This window comes from Roseateles sp. P2_H4 (genome assembly GCF_056403315.1).
Window position 1 is genome coordinate 176,501 of sequence record NZ_JBFUFR010000005.1, and the last position, 15,722, is coordinate 192,222.

Sequence of the window (15,722 nt, forward strand, 5' to 3'; positions counted from 1 at the left end):
GAGGGTGTCCGCGCGGCTCGGCTCATGGGCATCCGGTCATTCTTGCCCATCCCTCAGGAATTCAGCGAAACCGGGGTCGCTGAAGGCGGAGGGCGGCAGGTTGTCGCTGAGCAGTGCGGTGTCGACCTCGGCGGCAGCGACGATCTGTTCGTGGATCTGGCCTTGCTGCATCAGCAGCAGGCCGGCCAACAAGGCCAGCAGGGGCAGGGCAGATACGAGTTTGGACCACAGACCGTTGTCGCCGCCGGTACCGCGCGGGCCGCCGCTCAGGGCCAGTGTCGAACCCATCTGCACCACGCCAGGGCTGGCGGTGCTCATCGAGGTGCGTGCAGCGCGGGCCTGGACGGCGCGGGCCAGAGCCTGCTCGCGTGCAAAACGCAGGCGCTCGGACACGTCATGGGGCAGGGCGGCGTTGCGCTCGGTCAGGCCGGCAGCGACACGCAGGCCAAAGCGCGTGACACGGGCATCCAAATCGGCAGGGAGGGTGGAAAACTTCGACGGCGACTTCATAGCGTGATCCCCTTGGCCTTGAGCGACTTCGCCAGCGCGTGGACGGCACGGGAACAGTGAGTTTTGACACTGCCTTCCGAGCAACCCATCACAGAGGCGGTCTCTGCAACATCCAGTTCCTCCCAGTAACGCAACAGGAAGGCTTCCCGTTGACGCGTCGGCAACTGTTCGACTTCCGTCTCGATGCGCTGCAAGATCTGCGCCCGGCTGACTTCATCCGCGGCGCTGAGGGCGCCCATGGCGCCTTCCTGGGTTTCGAGGATCTCCAGCAGGTCGAAATCACCGTCGCCGTCGCCGCCGCCCTCGAAGTCCGACATATTCGTCATGACCGCCCGGCGCGTCTTCTGGCGACGGAAATAGTCCATCGTCGCGTTCGACAGGATGCGCTGGAACAGCAGAGGCAGTTCGGCCGCCGGGCGGTCGAAATAGTTCTCGGCCAGCTTGATCATGGCGTCCTGGACGATGTCCAGGGCACCATCGTCGTCTCGAACCACATACGCCGTGCGCTTGAAGGCGCGGCGRTCCACGGAACGGAGAAAGTCGTTGAGTTCTTTGTCGGTGGCCAAGGCTTGGAGCGGGTCCGGGCGGCAGCTCGGATTATGGCATTCGTCTGATACGAAGGCTTAACGGTTTTTGCTCGGCATAATGCTGCTTCGCACAAAGAGTCAAAGCTCTCACCGTGGCCGCCCGACTGGGGTCCCAACGGTTGATCGCGCAGGTTCCGAATCCGCTTCACGAGAGCGAGAAGAGGGGCACCAATGGTTTTTCGTTAGAGAAATTCACAAAGGTTCGAAAAATGGACATGTCTGCCGCGGATATCAAGCGCGCCGCCCTGGCGCAGCCGAATTCCCAATCCCCCAATTCCCCCACCGCGGAGCTCAACGGCTCCGAGATCCTCGTTCGTTGCCTCCAGGCCGAAGGGGTGCGCCATCTCTGGGGTTACCCCGGCGGCGCGGTGCTCTACATCTACGACGCCCTCTACAAGCAAGAGAGCATCCAGCACGTGCTGGTGCGTCATGAGCAGGCTGCCGTCCACGCCGCTGACGGCTTTGCCCGCGCGACCGGTGAGGTCGGTGTGGCCCTGGTCACTTCGGGCCCGGGTGTGACGAATGCCGTGACCGGCATCGCCACCGCCTACATGGACTCGATCCCGATGGTCATCATCACGGGTCAGGTCCCGACGCCGGCGATCGGCCTGGATGCCTTCCAGGAGTGCGACACGGTCGGCATCACGCGCCCCATCGTCAAGCACAACTTCCTGGTCAAGGATGTGCGCGACCTGGCGCTGACGCTGAAGAAGGCCTTCCACATCGCCCGCACCGGTCGCCCCGGTCCGGTGGTGGTGGACATCCCCAAGGATGTGTCGCTGGCCAAGACCAGCTTCCACTACCCCGAGCGCGTCGAGATGCGCTCCTACAACCCGGTCAAGAAGGGCCACAGCGGCCAGATCCGCAAGGCCGTGCAGTTGCTGCTGCAGGCCAAGCGCCCGTATATCTACACCGGTGGCGGCGTCATCCTTGGCGAAGCGACGGCCGAACTGCGCCAGCTCGTCGACCTGCTGGGCTTCCCCTGCACGAACACGCTCATGGGCCTGGGCGCCATGCCTGGCACCGACCCGCGCTTCCTGGGCATGCTCGGCATGCACGGCACGTATGAGGCCAACATGACCATGCAGCACTGCGATGTGCTGCTGGCCGTGGGTGCACGCTTCGACGACCGCGTCATCGGCAACCCCAAGCACTTCGGCTCGGTCGAGCGCAAGATCATCCACGTGGACATCGACCCCTCGTCGATCTCCAAGCGCGTGCGCGTCGACATTCCCATCGTGGGCGACGTGAAGGACGTGCTGCAGGAGCTGATCGCCCAGCTGAAGGAAGCCCAGGCCAAGCCGGACGCGAATGCGGTCAGCGCCTGGTGGAGCCAGATCAACGAATGGCGCAGCCGCGACTGCCTGGCCTTCAAGGGCTCGGACGAAGTCATCAAGCCGCAGATGGTGGTGGACACGCTGTGGAAGCTGACGCGCGACCGTGACACCTACATCACGTCGGACGTTGGCCAACACCAGATGTGGGCTGCGCAGTACTACCGCTTCGACCAGCCGCGCCGCTGGATCAACTCGGGTGGCCTGGGCACGATGGGCGTGGGCCTGCCGTATGCGATGGGCATCAAGCTGGCCAAGCCGGATTCGGACGTGTTCTGCATCACCGGCGAAGGCAGCATCCAGATGTGCATCCAGGAGCTGTCGACCTGCTTCCAGTACAAGACGCCGGTCAAGATCGTCTCGCTGAACAACCGCTACCTCGGCATGGTGCGCCAGTGGCAGCAACTGGACTACGGCGGCCGCTACTCGCACAGCTATATGGACGCGCTGCCCGACTTCGTGAAGCTGGCCGAGGCCTATGGCCACGTCGGCATCCTGGTCGAGAAGCCCAGCGACGTCGAGCCGGCGCTGAAGGAAGCGATGCGCCTCACGGACCGCACCGTCTTCCTGGACATCCGTACCGATCCGACCGAGAACGTCTGGCCCATGGTCAAGGCGGGCAAGGGCATTTCCGAGATGCTGCTGGGTTCGGAAGACCTGTGAGCGCCTGAAGCCGAGGGCTCTGGCTGGCGTTACCGCGCCACCCGGGGCTCCCGGCGGAAGACGCGATCAGTCCGACATCCACGGCGATTCACTCCACTCGAACCCGCAGCCAAGGTCCGCTGGTTACCGCCAGCGGCACTGAAGAGCGCGAAGGACGAAGAACCCATGAAACACATCATTGCTTTGCTCATCGAGAACGAGCCAGGCGCGCTGTCGCGCGTCGTGGCACTGTTCTCGGCCCGCGGCTACAACATCGAAAGCCTCACCGTCGCGCCGACGGAAGACGCCTCGCTGTCGCGCATGACCATCGTGACCACCGGCAGCGACGAGGTCATCGAGCAGATCACCAAGCACCTGAACCGTCTCATCGAGGTCGTCAAGGTCGTCGACCTGACCGAGGGCAACTACACCGAGCGTGAGCTGATGCTCATCAAGGTGCGTGCCGTCGGCAAGGAGCGCGAGGAAATCAAGCGCACCGCCGACATCTTCCGCGGCCGCGTCATCGACGTCACCGAGAAGACCTACACCATCGAGCTGACCGGCGACGCGAGCAAGCTCGACGCCTTCATCGACGCGATCGACCGCGCGTCCATCCTCGAGACCGTCCGTACCGGCGCCAGCGGCATCGGCCGCGGTGAGCGCATCCTGCGCGTCTGACCCGTCCTCACACCCCCCAACTCAGCAGTTTTTTCCTGGAGCGACCCATCATGAACGTCTACTACGACAAGGACGCCGATCTCAGCCTCATCAAGGGCAAGAACGTCACCATCATCGGCTACGGCTCACAAGGCCACGCCCACGCGCAGAACCTGAACGACAGCGGCTGCAAGGTCACCGTCGCCCTGCGTCGCGGCGGCGCGTCCTGGTCCAAGGCCGAAGGCGCTGGCCTCAAGGTCGCCGAGATCGCCGAGGCCGTGAAGGCTGCCGACGTGGTCATGATCCTGCTGCCCGACGAGCAGATCGCCGACGTCTACAAGAAGGAAGTCGAGCCCAACATCAAGCAGGGCGCATCGCTCGCCTTCGCCCACGGCTTCAACGTCCACTATGGCCAGGTGCAGCCGCGCGAAGACCTGGACGTCTGGATGGTCGCCCCCAAGGCCCCCGGCCACACGGTGCGCAACACCTACCGCCAAGGCGGCGGCGTGCCTCACCTGATCGCCATCTACGCCGACAAGACCGGCAAGGCGCGTGACCTGGCCCTGAGCTATGCCGCAGCCAATGGCGGCGGCAAGGCCGGCATCATCCAGACCTCGTTCCGCGAAGAAACCGAGACCGACCTCTTCGGCGAACAGGCCGTGCTGTGCGGCGGTGCCGTCGAGCTGATCAAGGCGGGCTTCGAGACGCTGACGGAAGCCGGCTATGCGCCCGAGATGGCCTATTTCGAGTGCCTGCACGAACTCAAGCTCATCGTGGACCTGATCTACGAAGGCGGCATCGCCAACATGAACTACTCGATCTCGAACAACGCCGAGTACGGCGAGTACGTGACGGGTCCCAAGGTCGTCACCGAAGACACCAAGAACGCGATGCGTCAGTGCCTGAAGGACATCCAGACCGGCGAGTACGCCAAGTCCTTCATCCTCGAAAACAAGGCCGGCGCCCCGACGCTGATCAGCCGCCGCCGCCTGACCGCCGAGCACCCCATCGAGCAGGTCGGCGAGAAGCTGCGTGAAATGATGCCCTGGATCAAGGCCAACAAGCTGGTCGACAAGGCGAAGAACTGAGCCACGGGTTCAGCACACTGAAAGGCCGGCGCATGCCGGCCTTTTTCGTTCAGGGCTGGTGATTGGCCCGCAACGCCTCGACGGCATCCCCGGGCAGCCATAACAGCGTGTTCAGATAGGTGTCCAGGCAATCAACCAGCGCCTGCCGCGGGCCTTCTCGCCACACGGCCGAGCCGTAGAAGGCGTCCTGCTGCATGACGAGCTGTTCGCGGCTGTCGAAGGCGCGGATCAGGAAGAAGCTTTCCTGCTCGTGGTCGGAGCGACCGAAAGCGACGACATCCATGCCGCTGGCGCGCACCAGCGGCAGGGCTTCGCGGACGGCGGCGACGAAGCGGTCCGCGCAGCCGGGCTTGAGGCGGTAGCTGCGGACTTCGATGAGTTTCATGGCGTCTCCTGTCGTTTTCGGCAATCCTAGGAGCGTCATTTGCCGGGATCTGTCAGCTATCCTGACGAACTATGACCCCTGAGCCCACTGAGGACGACGAGCCCAGCACGTCCGTCCGCCCCCGCCGCAAAGGCATCTACGCCCTGCCCAACGCGATCACGCTGAGCGCGCTGTTCAGCGCCTTCTATGCCATCGTCATGGCAATCAATGGCCGTTTCGAAGTGGCCTGCGTCGCCATCTTCGCCGCCGCCATCCTCGACAGCCTGGACGGTCGCGTCGCGCGCATGACCAACACCCAGTCGGCTTTCGGCGAGCAGATGGACAGCCTGTCCGACATGGTCGCCTTCGGCGCCGCACCGGCGCTCATCATCTACATGTGGGCCTTGAAGGACATGGGCAAGCCGGGCTGGATCCCGGCCTTCGTCTACATCGCCGGCGCGGCGCTGCGGCTGGCGCGCTTCAACGTCAACATCGGCGTCGTCGACAAGCGCTTCTTCCAGGGCCTGCCCAGCCCCGCGGCAGCGGCCATCGTCATGGGACTGATCTGGTGTGCGATCGACGCGCCCTGGTACTCCGGCGTGAGCAACATGCCCTGGCTGCGCTGGGTCGCGTTTGGCGTGACCTTGTTCGCCGGGCTTTCGATGGTCACGAATGCGCCCTTCTACAGCTTCAAAGTCTTCGACCGCCGGCGCAGTGTTCCCTTCATCGTGCTGGTGGCCATCATGCTCGGCATCGGCCTCATCGCACTCGACCCGCCCACTGTGTTGTTCGTGATCTTCTGTGTGTACGGGCTGTCCGGCTATGTCATCTACGGCTGGCGCAAGTCCAAGGGCAAGCAGGTCAGCGTCATCTCCACCAGCACCGATGAGCCCGATGAACGTGGCTTGCATCAATAGACATCCGTGCTAGATTCCGTCCCCATGAGCCGCAACGCGCGAATTAGCCTGCTACCAGTCCTAGAGGAACCACGGGTTCGCTAGTCAGTCGCGCACGTACGCTCACACCTGACCCCAACGGCCCGTATGCAACCGCAGCGGGCCGTTCGTGTTTTCAAAGGCTGCTGGTTGCGCCACCCACCCTCGGATGGACACCCATGTTGAAGCAACCGCAGCAAAAGTACCGCTCCTTCGCCCCGATCGCATTGCCGGACCGCCGCTGGCCCGACGCCGTGCTGACCCGCGCGCCGATCTGGCTGAGCACCGACCTGCGTGACGGCAACCAGGCCCTGATCGAGCCCATGGACATCGCCCGCAAGCTGCGCATGTTCCAGCAACTGGTGAAGATCGGCTTCAAGGAGATCGAGGTCGGTTTCCCGTCTGCGTCGCAGACCGAATTCGACTTCGTGCGCCTGCTCATCGAAGGCGGCCACATCCCCGACGACGTGACCATCCAGGTGCTGACGCAGGCGCGTGCCCACCTGATCGAGCGCACGTTTGAATCTCTCGACGGCGCCAAGCGCGTCATCGTCCACGTCTACAACGCCGTCGCGCCCATCATGCGTCGCGTGGTGCTGGGCACCGACGAGGATGGCATCGTGGAACTGGCCAGTTCGCACGCCCGCCAGATCAAGGAACTGGCTGCCGCACGTCCGGGCGTGGACTGGCGCTTCGAGTATTCGCCCGAGATGTTCTCCGGCACCGAACTGGCGTTCAGTAAGCGCGTCGTCGATGCGGTCACCGCGGTCTGGGCGCCCACGCCCGAACGCAAGTGCATCATCAACCTGCCGTCCACCGTCGAGCACAGCACGCCCAACATCTTCGCGGACATGATCGAGTGGATGCACCGCCACCTCGAGCGCCGCGACAGCATCGTGCTGTCCGTCCACCCGCACAACGATCGCGGCACCGGCACGGCCGCCGGCGAGTTCGCGTTGATGGCCGGCGCCGACCGCGTCGAAGGCTGCCTGTTCGGCAATGGCGAGCGCACCGGCAATGTCGACCTCGTCAACATCGCGCTGAACCTCTACACCCAGGGCGTCGACCCGCAGCTGGACTTCTCCGACATCGACGAGGTGCGCCGCTGCGTCGAGCACTGCACGCAGATTGCCGTGCACCCGCGTCACCCCTATGTGGGCGACCTCGTCTACACGTCCTTCTCGGGCTCCCACCAGGACGCCATCAAGAAGGCTTTCTCGGCCCGCCAGGAGGGAGAGATTTGGGACATGCCCTACCTCCCCATCGACCCCAAGGACCTGGGCCGCAGCTATGACGCCGTCATCCGTGTGAACAGCCAGTCCGGCAAGGGCGGCATCGCCTATCTGCTGGAAGCCGAATACGGCCTGGAGCTGCCGCGCCGCCTGCAGATCGAGTTCAGCCAGGTCGTGCAGCGCGTCATGGACGACGCCGGCAAGGAGCTGACCGCGGCCGACATCTACGCCATCTTCGAACGCGAGTACGGCATTGGCAACGCCGGCGCCTCCGTCGTGCAGCCGCAGATGACCGAGGTGGCCGGTGGTGCGATGCGGCTGTCTGCCGAGGTCGTGCTGGGCGGCTGGATGGGCCATGTGCAGGGCGAGGGCAACGGCCCCATCGACGCCTTCGTCAACGCGCTGTCGACCCGCCTGGGGCAGGAGGTGCGCGTGCTGGACTATCACGAGCACTCCATCGGCAGCGGCGCCGATGCGCGCGCCGTGGCCTATCTGGAACTGCGCGTGGGCGACGTGACGCGCCACGGCGTCGGCATTGATGGCAGCATCGTGCGTGCGTCCATGCAGGCCATCCTGTCCGGCCTGTCGCGCGCACCGGTGGCAGTGCCCCAGATTCGAGAGGAGAACGTGCGATGACAGACAAGCTCATCATCTTCGACACCACGCTGCGCGACGGCGAGCAGTCGCCCGGCGCGTCGATGACGCGTGAGGAAAAGCTGCGCATCGCCCGCCAGCTCGAGCGCATGCGCGTGGACATCATCGAGGCCGGCTTCGCGGCATCGAGCAATGGCGATTTCGAGGCCGTCAAGGCCATCGCCGCGGCCGTGAAGGAGAGCACCGTCTGCTCGCTGGCGCGCGCCAACGACCGTGACATTGCCCGCGCCGCCGAGGCCCTGGCCGGCGCGAACAGCGCGCGCATCCACACCTTCATCGCCACCAGCGAACTCCATATGGAGAAGAAGCTGCGCATGAGCCGTGAGCAGGTGCTCGAGCAGGCCACGCTGGCGGTGCGTTTCGCGCGCAACCTGTGTGGCGACATCGAGTTCTCGCCCGAGGACGGCTACCGCTCCGACATCGACTTCCTGGCCCGCGTCTGCGAGGCCGTCATCAGGGAAGGCGCGGGCACCATCAATATCCCCGACACCGTCGGCTATGCGATCCCTGAGCTGTATGGCGACTTCATCCGCCGCCTGCGCGAGAAGGTGCCCAACTCGGACAAGGTGATCTGGAGCGTGCATTGCCACAACGACCTGGGCATGGCGGTCGCCAACTCCCTGGCCGGCGTGAAGGTCGGCGGCGCGCGCCAGGTGGAATGCACCATCAACGGCCTGGGCGAGCGCGCCGGCAACTGCTCGCTCGAGGAAGTCGTCATGGCCGTCAAGACACGGCGCGACTACTTCGGCCTGGATGTCGGCATCGAAACCGTGCAGATCGTGCCGGCCTCCAAGCTGGTGTCGCAGACGACCGGCTTCGTCATCCAGCCCAACAAGGCCGTCGTCGGCGCCAATGCCTTTGCGCATGCCAGCGGCATCCACCAGGACGGCGTGCTGAAGGCCCGCGACACCTACGAGATCATGCGCGCCGAGGACGTGGGCTGGGCCGCCAACAAGATCGTGCTGGGCAAGCTGTCGGGCCGCAACGCCTTCAAGGCGCGCCTGCAGGAACTGGGCATCGAACTGGAGAGCGAGGCCGAGGTCAACAACGCCTTCGTGCGCTTCAAGGACCTGGCCGACCGCAAGAACGAGATCTTCGACGAGGACATCGTCGCCCTCGTCATGGACGAGTCCGTCATCAACGACGCGGAGCACTACCGGCTGCTGTCGCTGTCCCAGCGCAGCGAGACCGGCGAGCGCCCGCACGCGGCCATCGTCTTCGCCGTCGGCCACCAGGAGCATCGTGCGGAAAGCGATGGCAATGGTCCCGTCGACGCGACGCTGCAGGCCATCGAATCGGTCGTGCAGTCGGGCGCCGAGATGCTGCTGTATTCGGTCAACGCCATCACCGGCGGCAGCACCGAATCCCAGGGCGAGGTGACAGTGCGGCTGCAGCACGCCGGCCGGGTGGTGAACGGCGTGGGCGCCGACCCGGACATCATCGTGGCGTCGGCCAAGGCCTATCTGAGCGCCTTGAACAAGCTGCAGAGCAAGGCCGAGCGGGTGGCGGCGCAAGGTTAGTTCGCCGTCAACCCAGCGTCGAGATTCTTGACAGTCACGGCACTGCGTCGGCCGCGCCTTTTGCTAAGCCGTTGATTGCTCGGGGTTTTCTCCACAATCTTGTGGATGGCTCGGAAATTGCACCGTGTCGGCATTCGCATCCGAAACCCTGGAGTAGCCATGACGTCGATCGCCCGCCTGCTGAAAGCCTTCACCCTCTCCGTCGGCCTCCTGGCTGGTGGTTTGGCTGGCGCAGCACCCACGATCAGCTATTCGGGCGGCGTTGCTGTCGGCATCCAGGACCTGGTGGTGGATGGCCTGTCCTACAACGTTTCCTTTGCCTTTGGGTCCTACAACACGGTCTTCGCCTCTGACGCCCCGTCCTTCCTGGGCGATGCGGCCCTGGCGGATGAGGCGGCGGATGCCCTGCTGACGGTTCTGGATGCGGCTCCCGTTCGCATTGGCGACCCGTCGAAGTGCTGCGGCATCCTTTGGGTGCCGTACGCGGACCAGTTCCAAGGCAATATCGGCCAGTACCAGGCAATGCAGACGGGTTATCAAGACGGCACCGGCACCAACTGGCAGCGTTTCGGCTCGTTCGTGGACACGAAGTCGGCCAACCGCGCCGAGAACAATTGGGCCTTCGCGGTGTTCACCCCGAACGCCGTGCCTGAGCCGGCCTCCCTTGCCCTGGTTGGCCTGGCGCTGGCAGGTCTCGGCCTCGCGCGCCGCCGCGCTTCCTGAGCGTCTTTCCGGATGGCGCCGGGTCGCGCCAACCTACCGCCGTTGCCGCTGTAACCGTCGTGATCCCGGTCACGACGGTTGCAACCGTTTCCATGTCCCCGTGGAATCTGGCGCGTAAACGCCCCGGTGCTCCGGGCACAGATCACCGGCCCCGCCCTCAGAATCTCGTCCAGAGGTCACCCGCGAGCAGCGCGCAGGTGGGCGGCGAGCGGTTTGGGGCTGATCCCAATATCCCTAGCTTGTCAGCCGAGGCCTACTTGAGAGCGTTTGGAGCCCGCTGCGAAGCGAAAGAACCGGTGGCAAGCCTGGGGTGACGGCCCGTCGAAACGGGACAAGAGTTCACTTGAGGTATCTCACTTAAGTTCTTATCTTGTCGGTACTTTTGGCGTCACGTACACTGCCGCCCTGCGTTGGGGACCTCCGTTGAAGACATTTGCTGCCGCTTTTCTGAGCCTCGCCTTCCTGGCCGCCTTGCCCGGCGCCGCCACGGCTGCTGCCGCTGACGCCAAGCCCAAGGCCACCCGCACCGCCGCCAAGACCGCCGCGACGCCCGCACGCAAGGTGCGCTCCGTCGTGCTGCGCAAGGCCGCCGCACCGGTCATCCCGGCTGTCGCCACCTTCGGCCAGGTTGCCGGCCTGCACGCCGTGGACGACCCGCTGGCCTTGAAGTCCAGCGTGGCCTATGTGCTGGACCAGGACACCAACGAGGTGCTGTTCTCCAAGAATCCCCAGGCCGTGCTGCCCATCGCCTCCATCACCAAGCTGATGACGGCCCTGGTGGTTGTCGAGGCCGGCCTGTCGCTGGACGACAAGCTGACGGTGACCGACGAGGACATCGACACCGAGAAGTTCACCCGCTCCCGCCTGACCGTCGGCACGACGCTGACGCGTGGCGACATGCTGCACCTGGCCCTGATGGCCAGCGAGAACCGCGCGGCCCATGCCCTGGGTCGCAACTACCCCGGTGGCCTGGAGGCCTTCGTGGCCGCGATGAACGCCAAGGCCCAGACGCTGGGCATGGCCGACACCCATTACGTCGAGCCCACCGGCCTGTCCAGTCGCAATCAGAGCAGCGCCGCTGACCTGGCCAAGCTCGTCAACACGACCAGCCAGGTGCCGCTGCTGCGCGACCTGTCCACGTCGCGCGAGGCTCGCGTGGCCCTGGGCAAGCGCCTGGTGCAGTTCCGCTCCACCAATGGCCTGTTGTCCAACCCGCTGTGGGACATCGGCCTGCAGAAGACCGGCTTCATCAACGAGGCCGGCAAATGCCTCGTCATGCAGGCCAGCATGGCCGGCCGCAAGCTGATCATGGTGTTCCTGGATTCCAGCGGCAAGGCCTCGCGGATTGCCGACGCCGAGCGCATGCGCAAATGGCTGGCGAGCCAGGGCGACAGCGCAGCGCCGTCGGCCAAGCTCTGACGGCTGACTCCCGATAAAGAACGCGGCGCCTTGGCGCCGCGTTTTGCTTTCTAGGCCCGGTGTCCCAACGCCGATGAGATCTGCGCCGCCGTCTCCTTCAGCCTGACGACCCAGCTTTCCTCCAACCGGTCCGCCGGTGCCGAGATCGACAGGCCGGCCACCAGCTTGGCCTGGTCGTCGTAGATGCCGGCGGCCATGCAGCGCACGCCCAGTTCCAGCTCCTCGTCGTCGCGGGCGATGCCGCGCTGGCGCACCATGGCCAGTTCGCGCTCGAGGGAGCCGATGTCGGTCAGGCTGTTGCGCGTGTGGCCCGACAGGCCGGTGCGCGTCGCGTAGGCGCGCACGCGTGGGCTGTCGTCGCTGGCCAGGAAGAGCTTGCCCACCGACGTCAGGTGCAACGGCGCACGGCCGCCGACGGCGCGCACGACCTGCATGCCCGAGCGTTCCGAGTAGGTGCGCTCGATGTAGACGATCTCGTCACCCTGGCGCACGGACAGGTTGACGGGCTGGTGGGTGAACTTGTGCAGCTCGCGCATCGCCGGCAGGGCGGCGTCGCGCACGTCCAGGCGCGCCTTCACCAGATTGCCCAGCTCCAGCATGCGCATGCCGAGTCGATAACTACCGGCTTCGGGGCGATCCACGTATCGACCGAGGGTCAGGTCATTGAGAATCCGGTGCGCCGTGGAGGGGTGCAGGCCGGTGGCCTCGGAGAGGGCCTTCAGCGAGACCGGGTCCTGGTGCTGGGCCAGCACGTCCAGCAGCGAGAACATGCGCTCCAGCACCTGGATCGCCGGGGTCTGCTGGGCCTCTTTGGATTTCATGCCGTCATTGTGGGGGAGATTGCCTGTGTTTTGTATGGCGAAAGCGGGCTTCAGGAGGTGGCAAGCCGGGCTGGCGCTGGCGCTGGCCTGCATGGGTGCGATCCAGGCGGCGGAGCCGGCTGCCATGCCCGCTGCGCCAGGGGAGGCCCGCTGGGCCCGCGCGCCGCGGCTTTACGGGCGCATCACGGCCAATGAGCTCGGCCTGGTCATCAACACGGCCGACCCCTATTCGGTCAGCGTGGGCGAGTACTACGCCAGGCGCCGCGGCATTCCGCCGGAGCAGGTGCTGCGTGTGCAACTGCCGCTGCGGGCCAGCCTCACGCGCGAGGAGTTCTCGGCGCTGGACCAGGCCCTCCGCAGCCAGATGCCGGAACACGTCAATGGCCTGGCCCTGGCTTGGGTGCAGCCCTATGCCGTCGACTGCAATTCGCTGACCAGTGCGCTGGGCGTGGGTTTGCAGCCCAATGTCTGCGCCCAGTCCTGTGCCGCCACGCGCATCAGCCCCTACACGGCTTATTTCGGCGCCAAGCCTTGGTTGGTCATCGGCGTGCGCCCGACGATGCAGCTGGCGGCCCGCTCGGTGCCGGCGGCCATGGCCATGATCGAGCGCGGCATCGCCGCCGACCACACGCTGGCGGCCGGCGCAGCCGAGCCGGCCATGGTCTATCTGGCCTCGACGCCGGACGCGGCCCGCAATGTGCGTGAGCGCCTGTTCCCGCCGGCCGGTCCGGTGCCGGGCGTTGCGGGCTTCGAGGTGGCGCGCGTGAAGAGCGACGCGCTGCCCGCGCTGCGCCGCACGCTGATCTACGAAACCGGCCTCATCCGCGTGCCCAGGCCGCTGGGCGGCGAATGGCTGCCCGGCGCTCTGGCCGATCATCTGACGTCAGCGGGCGGCGTGCTCGATAAACCACCGGCCGACGAAGGCCAGATGAATATCCTCGACTGGATAGACGCCGGTGCGACGGCCAGCTACGGCACGGTCAGCGAGCCCTGCAACCATCTGCAGAAGTTCCCCCACCCGCAGATGCTGATCCAGGCCTATGCCCAGGGCCTGAGCGCGCTGGAGGCCTATTGGCACAGCGTGGCCTGGCCGGCTCAGGGCGTGTTTGTCGGCGAACCGCTGGCAGCGCCGTTCGCGCCCGTTCCGGCCTCCGCACCCACGCCTTGAGCGGCCGCCAGGCCTGAGCGCACCGCGCCTTCCAGCGTGGCGGGGTAGGGGCCGGCAATGTAGTCACCGGCTGCCCACAGGCCTGGTGCAATGCGGGCGGAGGCTCGCTGCAGGCCGGGCGTGCAGGCAAAGGTCGCGCGCTTTTCGGTCAGCACCTTGTCGATGACGGGCGGCGTGGCCCAACCCAGCTCGCGTTGCGCCTGGGCCAGCACGGCCTCGGCACAGCCGCCGCGCTCGACCCAGGGCGCGGCGCCGCTGACGACGAAGGCGAAGCGCCCCGGTGCCCCGCCCAGGGCGCCGTGGTCGAAGACGAACTGGGCCGGCGCATCCGGCCCCTCGCGCAGCGCCAGCATGGGCGCGGGCAGGGCGCTGCCGGGGCTGCTCAGGTAGACGGTGATGATGGGCTCGAAGCCCAGCGCGCCGGCGGTGGCCGACCAGCCCGGTGCGAGGTCGGCGGTCAGCCGCGCGGCCTCGACGCTGGTGCAGGCCAGCACGATGGCGTCGAAGGCTTCACCATCGACGCGCCAGCCGGGCTCGATCTTCTGCACGCGAGCGCCCAGGCGCAGGCGCTCGCCCAGCAAGGCCGTGGCCGGGCCGGCCAGCAGTTCGGACAGCGGCCGTCGTGGCAGCAGCAGGTCGGCGCTGCCGGCGCCGCTGAAGAGGGCATCCTTCAACACGCGCAGGAAAACCTGGGCGCTGGCCTGGGGGGCGGGCGTGTTCAGCGCAGCCACGCACAGCGGCTCGACGAGGTCGCGCTTCACGACCGCGGGCAAGCCGGCGCAGAGTTCGGCCACGCCCAGCCGGGCGTCGCAGCGGAAGCCCCGTGCCAGCCAGCCGCCAGCCGCCATCAGCAGGCCCAGCCGTGCCGTCAGCGGCCAGCCGCCGTGCGACAGCACGCCGCGCGTGAAAGCGATGAGAGGTGGCCCCGGCGGCAGCTTCAGGCCGGGCTCGCCGGGGTAGGGCAGGGCCAGTGGCAGGCGCTTCAGCACGGCTTCGGGGGCGATGCCCAGCCGACGCATCAGCGCCAGGCTGTCGCGGTAGGCGCCGATGAGGATGTGCTGGCCGTTGTCGTACGGCGGCTCGCCGGCCACGCTGCGCGCCCGGCCGCCCAGCTGGGGCGCCATCTCGAAGACGGTGATGTCGTGGCCCGCATCGGCCAGCGCGACGGCCGCCGCGATGCCGGCCCAGCCGCCACCGACGATGGCGACGCGGCTCACTTGCCGCGCCAGTTGGTTTTCATCGCGATCCAGAGCTTGCGCAGCGGCGTCAGCGCAATGCGCTGGTGCAGCACCTGGAAGTTTTCGCGTTCGATCTCTACGAGCAGGGCGCGATAGATGTTGGCCATCATCAGCCCCGGCTTCTGCGCGGCACGGTCGCCGTCGGGCAGCAGCGCCAGCGCCTCGTCGTAGAGCCGGTGCGCGCGCTCGGCCTGGAACTTCATCAGCGTGGTGAAGCGCTCCGAATAGCCCCAGGGCTTGCTGCGCAGCAGGATCTCGTTGGCCTTGACGCCGAACTGCTGCAACTCGTTCACTGGCAGATAGATGCGCCCGCGCCGCGCGTCATCGCCGACGTCGCGGATGATGTTGGTCAGCTGCATGGCCTGGCCCAGCTTGTGGGCGTACTCGACGGTCTGAGGCTGGCTGCGGCCGAAGATGCTGCTCGCCACCTCGCCGACGACGCCGGCCACCAGATGGCAGTAGCGCTGCAGACCCGGGAAGTCGAGATAGCGCGTCTGCTGCAGGTCCATCTCGCAGCCCTCGATGACGGCGTTCAGGTGCTCCAGCCGGATGTCGTAGCTGGCCGTGTGCGGCATCAGCGCCTTCATGACGGGATGGCTGGCCTGGCCCGCGAAGGCGCTGGCCACTTCCTTGCGCCACCAAGCGAGTTTGGTCGCGGCGACGCCGGCGTCCTGGGTCTCGTCGACGACGTCATCCACCTCGCGGCAGAAGGCATAGAAGGCCGTGATCGCGGCCCGCCGCGGCAGCGGCAGAAAGAGGAAGGCGTAATAGAAGCTCGAGCCGCTCGCGGCGGCTTTCTCTTGGACGTACTGTTCGGGAGTCACGGCTCT

Annotated in this window: 15 protein-coding genes; 9 read left to right on the top strand and 6 right to left on the bottom strand. The window is 66.4% G+C overall.

Annotated features, from left to right (window positions below; all coding sequences use genetic code 11):
• Positions 1–36 precede the first annotated feature (36 nt).
• Positions 37–510 (bottom strand): DUF3619 family protein, encoded by a 474-nt coding sequence (locus tag AC1DW3_RS05870; protein WP_477929495.1) that lies wholly within the window; start codon positions 508–510, stop codon positions 37–39.
• Complete coding sequence (locus AC1DW3_RS05875) at positions 507–1,076, bottom strand: RNA polymerase sigma factor (RefSeq protein WP_477929497.1); 570 nt, start codon at positions 1,074–1,076, stop codon at positions 507–509. Before AC1DW3_RS05875 ends, AC1DW3_RS05870 begins: the two co-directional genes overlap by 4 nt.
• A 230-nt stretch (positions 1,077–1,306) precedes the next feature.
• Here AC1DW3_RS05875 and AC1DW3_RS05880 point away from each other — a divergent pair, with 230 nt between their 5' ends.
• From AC1DW3_RS05880 to ilvC, 3 genes are all read left to right on the top strand, one after another.
• A complete protein-coding gene (locus tag AC1DW3_RS05880; RefSeq protein ID WP_477929499.1) occupies positions 1,307–3,094 on the top strand; it encodes an acetolactate synthase 3 catalytic subunit in 1,788 nt (595 codons plus the stop codon).
• Positions 3,095–3,259: 165 nt separating this feature from the next.
• Positions 3,260–3,751 (top strand): acetolactate synthase small subunit, encoded by a 492-nt coding sequence (gene ilvN / locus AC1DW3_RS05885; protein ID WP_119045327.1) that lies wholly within the window; start codon positions 3,260–3,262, stop codon positions 3,749–3,751.
• 50 nt (positions 3,752–3,801) lie between these two features.
• Positions 3,802–4,818, top strand: coding sequence for a ketol-acid reductoisomerase (gene ilvC / locus AC1DW3_RS05890; RefSeq protein ID WP_477929502.1), 1,017 nt, complete (start codon positions 3,802–3,804; stop codon positions 4,816–4,818).
• Between the two features lie 49 nt (positions 4,819–4,867).
• Here the strand turns inward: ilvC and AC1DW3_RS05895 are convergent, their stop codons facing one another.
• Complete coding sequence (locus AC1DW3_RS05895) at positions 4,868–5,203, bottom strand: NIPSNAP family protein (RefSeq protein WP_477929504.1); 336 nt, start codon at positions 5,201–5,203, stop codon at positions 4,868–4,870.
• A 71-nt stretch (positions 5,204–5,274) separates the two neighbouring features.
• Here AC1DW3_RS05895 and pssA point away from each other — a divergent pair, with 71 nt between their 5' ends.
• The 5 genes from pssA to pbpG all read left to right on the top strand — a co-directional run bounded on the left by pssA (position 5,275) and on the right by pbpG (position 11,665).
• Positions 5,275–6,099, top strand: a complete 825-nt coding sequence (gene pssA, locus AC1DW3_RS05900) for a CDP-diacylglycerol--serine O-phosphatidyltransferase (protein ID WP_477929506.1) — start codon at positions 5,275–5,277, stop codon at positions 6,097–6,099.
• Positions 6,100–6,296: 197 nt separating this feature from the next.
• Positions 6,297–7,985 carry a 2-isopropylmalate synthase gene (gene leuA / locus AC1DW3_RS05905; RefSeq protein ID WP_477929508.1) on the top strand — a complete coding sequence of 563 codons (1,689 nt, stop codon included), beginning with the start codon at positions 6,297–6,299 and terminating at the stop codon, positions 7,983–7,985.
• Entirely contained in the window at positions 7,982–9,523 is a 1,542-nt protein-coding gene (locus AC1DW3_RS05910) for a 2-isopropylmalate synthase (RefSeq protein ID WP_477929510.1), read from the top strand. The genes leuA and AC1DW3_RS05910 overlap by 4 nt, the downstream gene beginning before the upstream one ends.
• 159 nt (positions 9,524–9,682) lie before the next feature.
• Positions 9,683–10,246, top strand: coding sequence for a PEP-CTERM sorting domain-containing protein (locus tag AC1DW3_RS05915; protein ID WP_477929512.1), 564 nt, complete (start codon positions 9,683–9,685; stop codon positions 10,244–10,246).
• Positions 10,247–10,669: 423 nt separating this feature from the next.
• Positions 10,670–11,665 carry a D-alanyl-D-alanine endopeptidase gene (gene pbpG, locus AC1DW3_RS05920; protein ID WP_477929514.1) on the top strand — a complete coding sequence of 332 codons (996 nt, stop codon included), beginning with the start codon at positions 10,670–10,672 and terminating at the stop codon, positions 11,663–11,665.
• A 50-nt stretch (positions 11,666–11,715) separates the two neighbouring features.
• Here pbpG and AC1DW3_RS05925 read toward each other — a convergent pair whose 3' ends face one another.
• A complete protein-coding gene (locus AC1DW3_RS05925; RefSeq protein WP_477929516.1) occupies positions 11,716–12,486 on the bottom strand; it encodes an IclR family transcriptional regulator in 771 nt (256 codons plus the stop codon).
• A 124-nt stretch (positions 12,487–12,610) separates the two neighbouring features.
• Here AC1DW3_RS05925 and AC1DW3_RS05930 point away from each other — a divergent pair, with 124 nt between their 5' ends.
• Positions 12,611–13,654 (top strand): TIGR03790 family protein, encoded by a 1,044-nt coding sequence (locus tag AC1DW3_RS05930; protein WP_477929518.1) that lies wholly within the window; start codon positions 12,611–12,613, stop codon positions 13,652–13,654.
• On the opposite strand, the gene hpnE is transcribed toward AC1DW3_RS05930, so the two are convergent.
• Positions 13,582–14,871 carry a hydroxysqualene dehydroxylase HpnE gene (gene hpnE, locus AC1DW3_RS05935; protein ID WP_477929520.1) on the bottom strand — a complete coding sequence of 430 codons (1,290 nt, stop codon included), beginning with the start codon at positions 14,869–14,871 and terminating at the stop codon, positions 13,582–13,584. The two genes, AC1DW3_RS05930 and hpnE, sit on opposite strands and share 73 nt — an antisense overlap.
• A complete protein-coding gene (gene hpnD / locus AC1DW3_RS05940) occupies positions 14,868–15,716 on the bottom strand; it encodes a presqualene diphosphate synthase HpnD (RefSeq protein ID WP_477929522.1) in 849 nt (282 codons plus the stop codon). The genes hpnE and hpnD overlap by 4 nt, the downstream gene beginning before the upstream one ends.
• Between the last annotated feature and the right edge of the window lie 6 nt (positions 15,717–15,722).

Bases quoted from the DNA above. Each gene is read 5' to 3' on its own strand.
- ilvC (WP_477929502.1), top strand. From the start codon at position 3,802: ATGAACGTCTACTACGACAAGGACGCCGATCTCAGCCTCATCAAGGGC.
- ilvN (WP_119045327.1), top strand. From the start codon at position 3,260: ATGAAACACATCATTGCTTTGCTCATCGAGAACGAGCCAGGCGCGCTG.
- AC1DW3_RS05880 (WP_477929499.1), top strand. From the start codon at position 1,307: ATGGACATGTCTGCCGCGGATATCAAGCGCGCCGCCCTGGCGCAGCCG.
- AC1DW3_RS05910 (WP_477929510.1), top strand. From the start codon at position 7,982: ATGACAGACAAGCTCATCATCTTCGACACCACGCTGCGCGACGGCGAG.
- leuA (WP_477929508.1), top strand. From the start codon at position 6,297: ATGTTGAAGCAACCGCAGCAAAAGTACCGCTCCTTCGCCCCGATCGCA.
- AC1DW3_RS05925 (WP_477929516.1), bottom strand. From the start codon at position 12,486: ATGAAATCCAAAGAGGCCCAGCAGACCCCGGCGATCCAGGTGCTGGAG.
- AC1DW3_RS05895 (WP_477929504.1), bottom strand. From the start codon at position 5,203: ATGAAACTCATCGAAGTCCGCAGCTACCGCCTCAAGCCCGGCTGCGCG.
- AC1DW3_RS05870 (WP_477929495.1), bottom strand. From the start codon at position 510: ATGAAGTCGCCGTCGAAGTTTTCCACCCTCCCTGCCGATTTGGATGCC.
- AC1DW3_RS05930 (WP_477929518.1), top strand. From the start codon at position 12,611: ATGCCCGCTGCGCCAGGGGAGGCCCGCTGGGCCCGCGCGCCGCGGCTT.
- pssA (WP_477929506.1), top strand. From the start codon at position 5,275: ATGACCCCTGAGCCCACTGAGGACGACGAGCCCAGCACGTCCGTCCGC.
- AC1DW3_RS05915 (WP_477929512.1), top strand. From the start codon at position 9,683: ATGACGTCGATCGCCCGCCTGCTGAAAGCCTTCACCCTCTCCGTCGGC.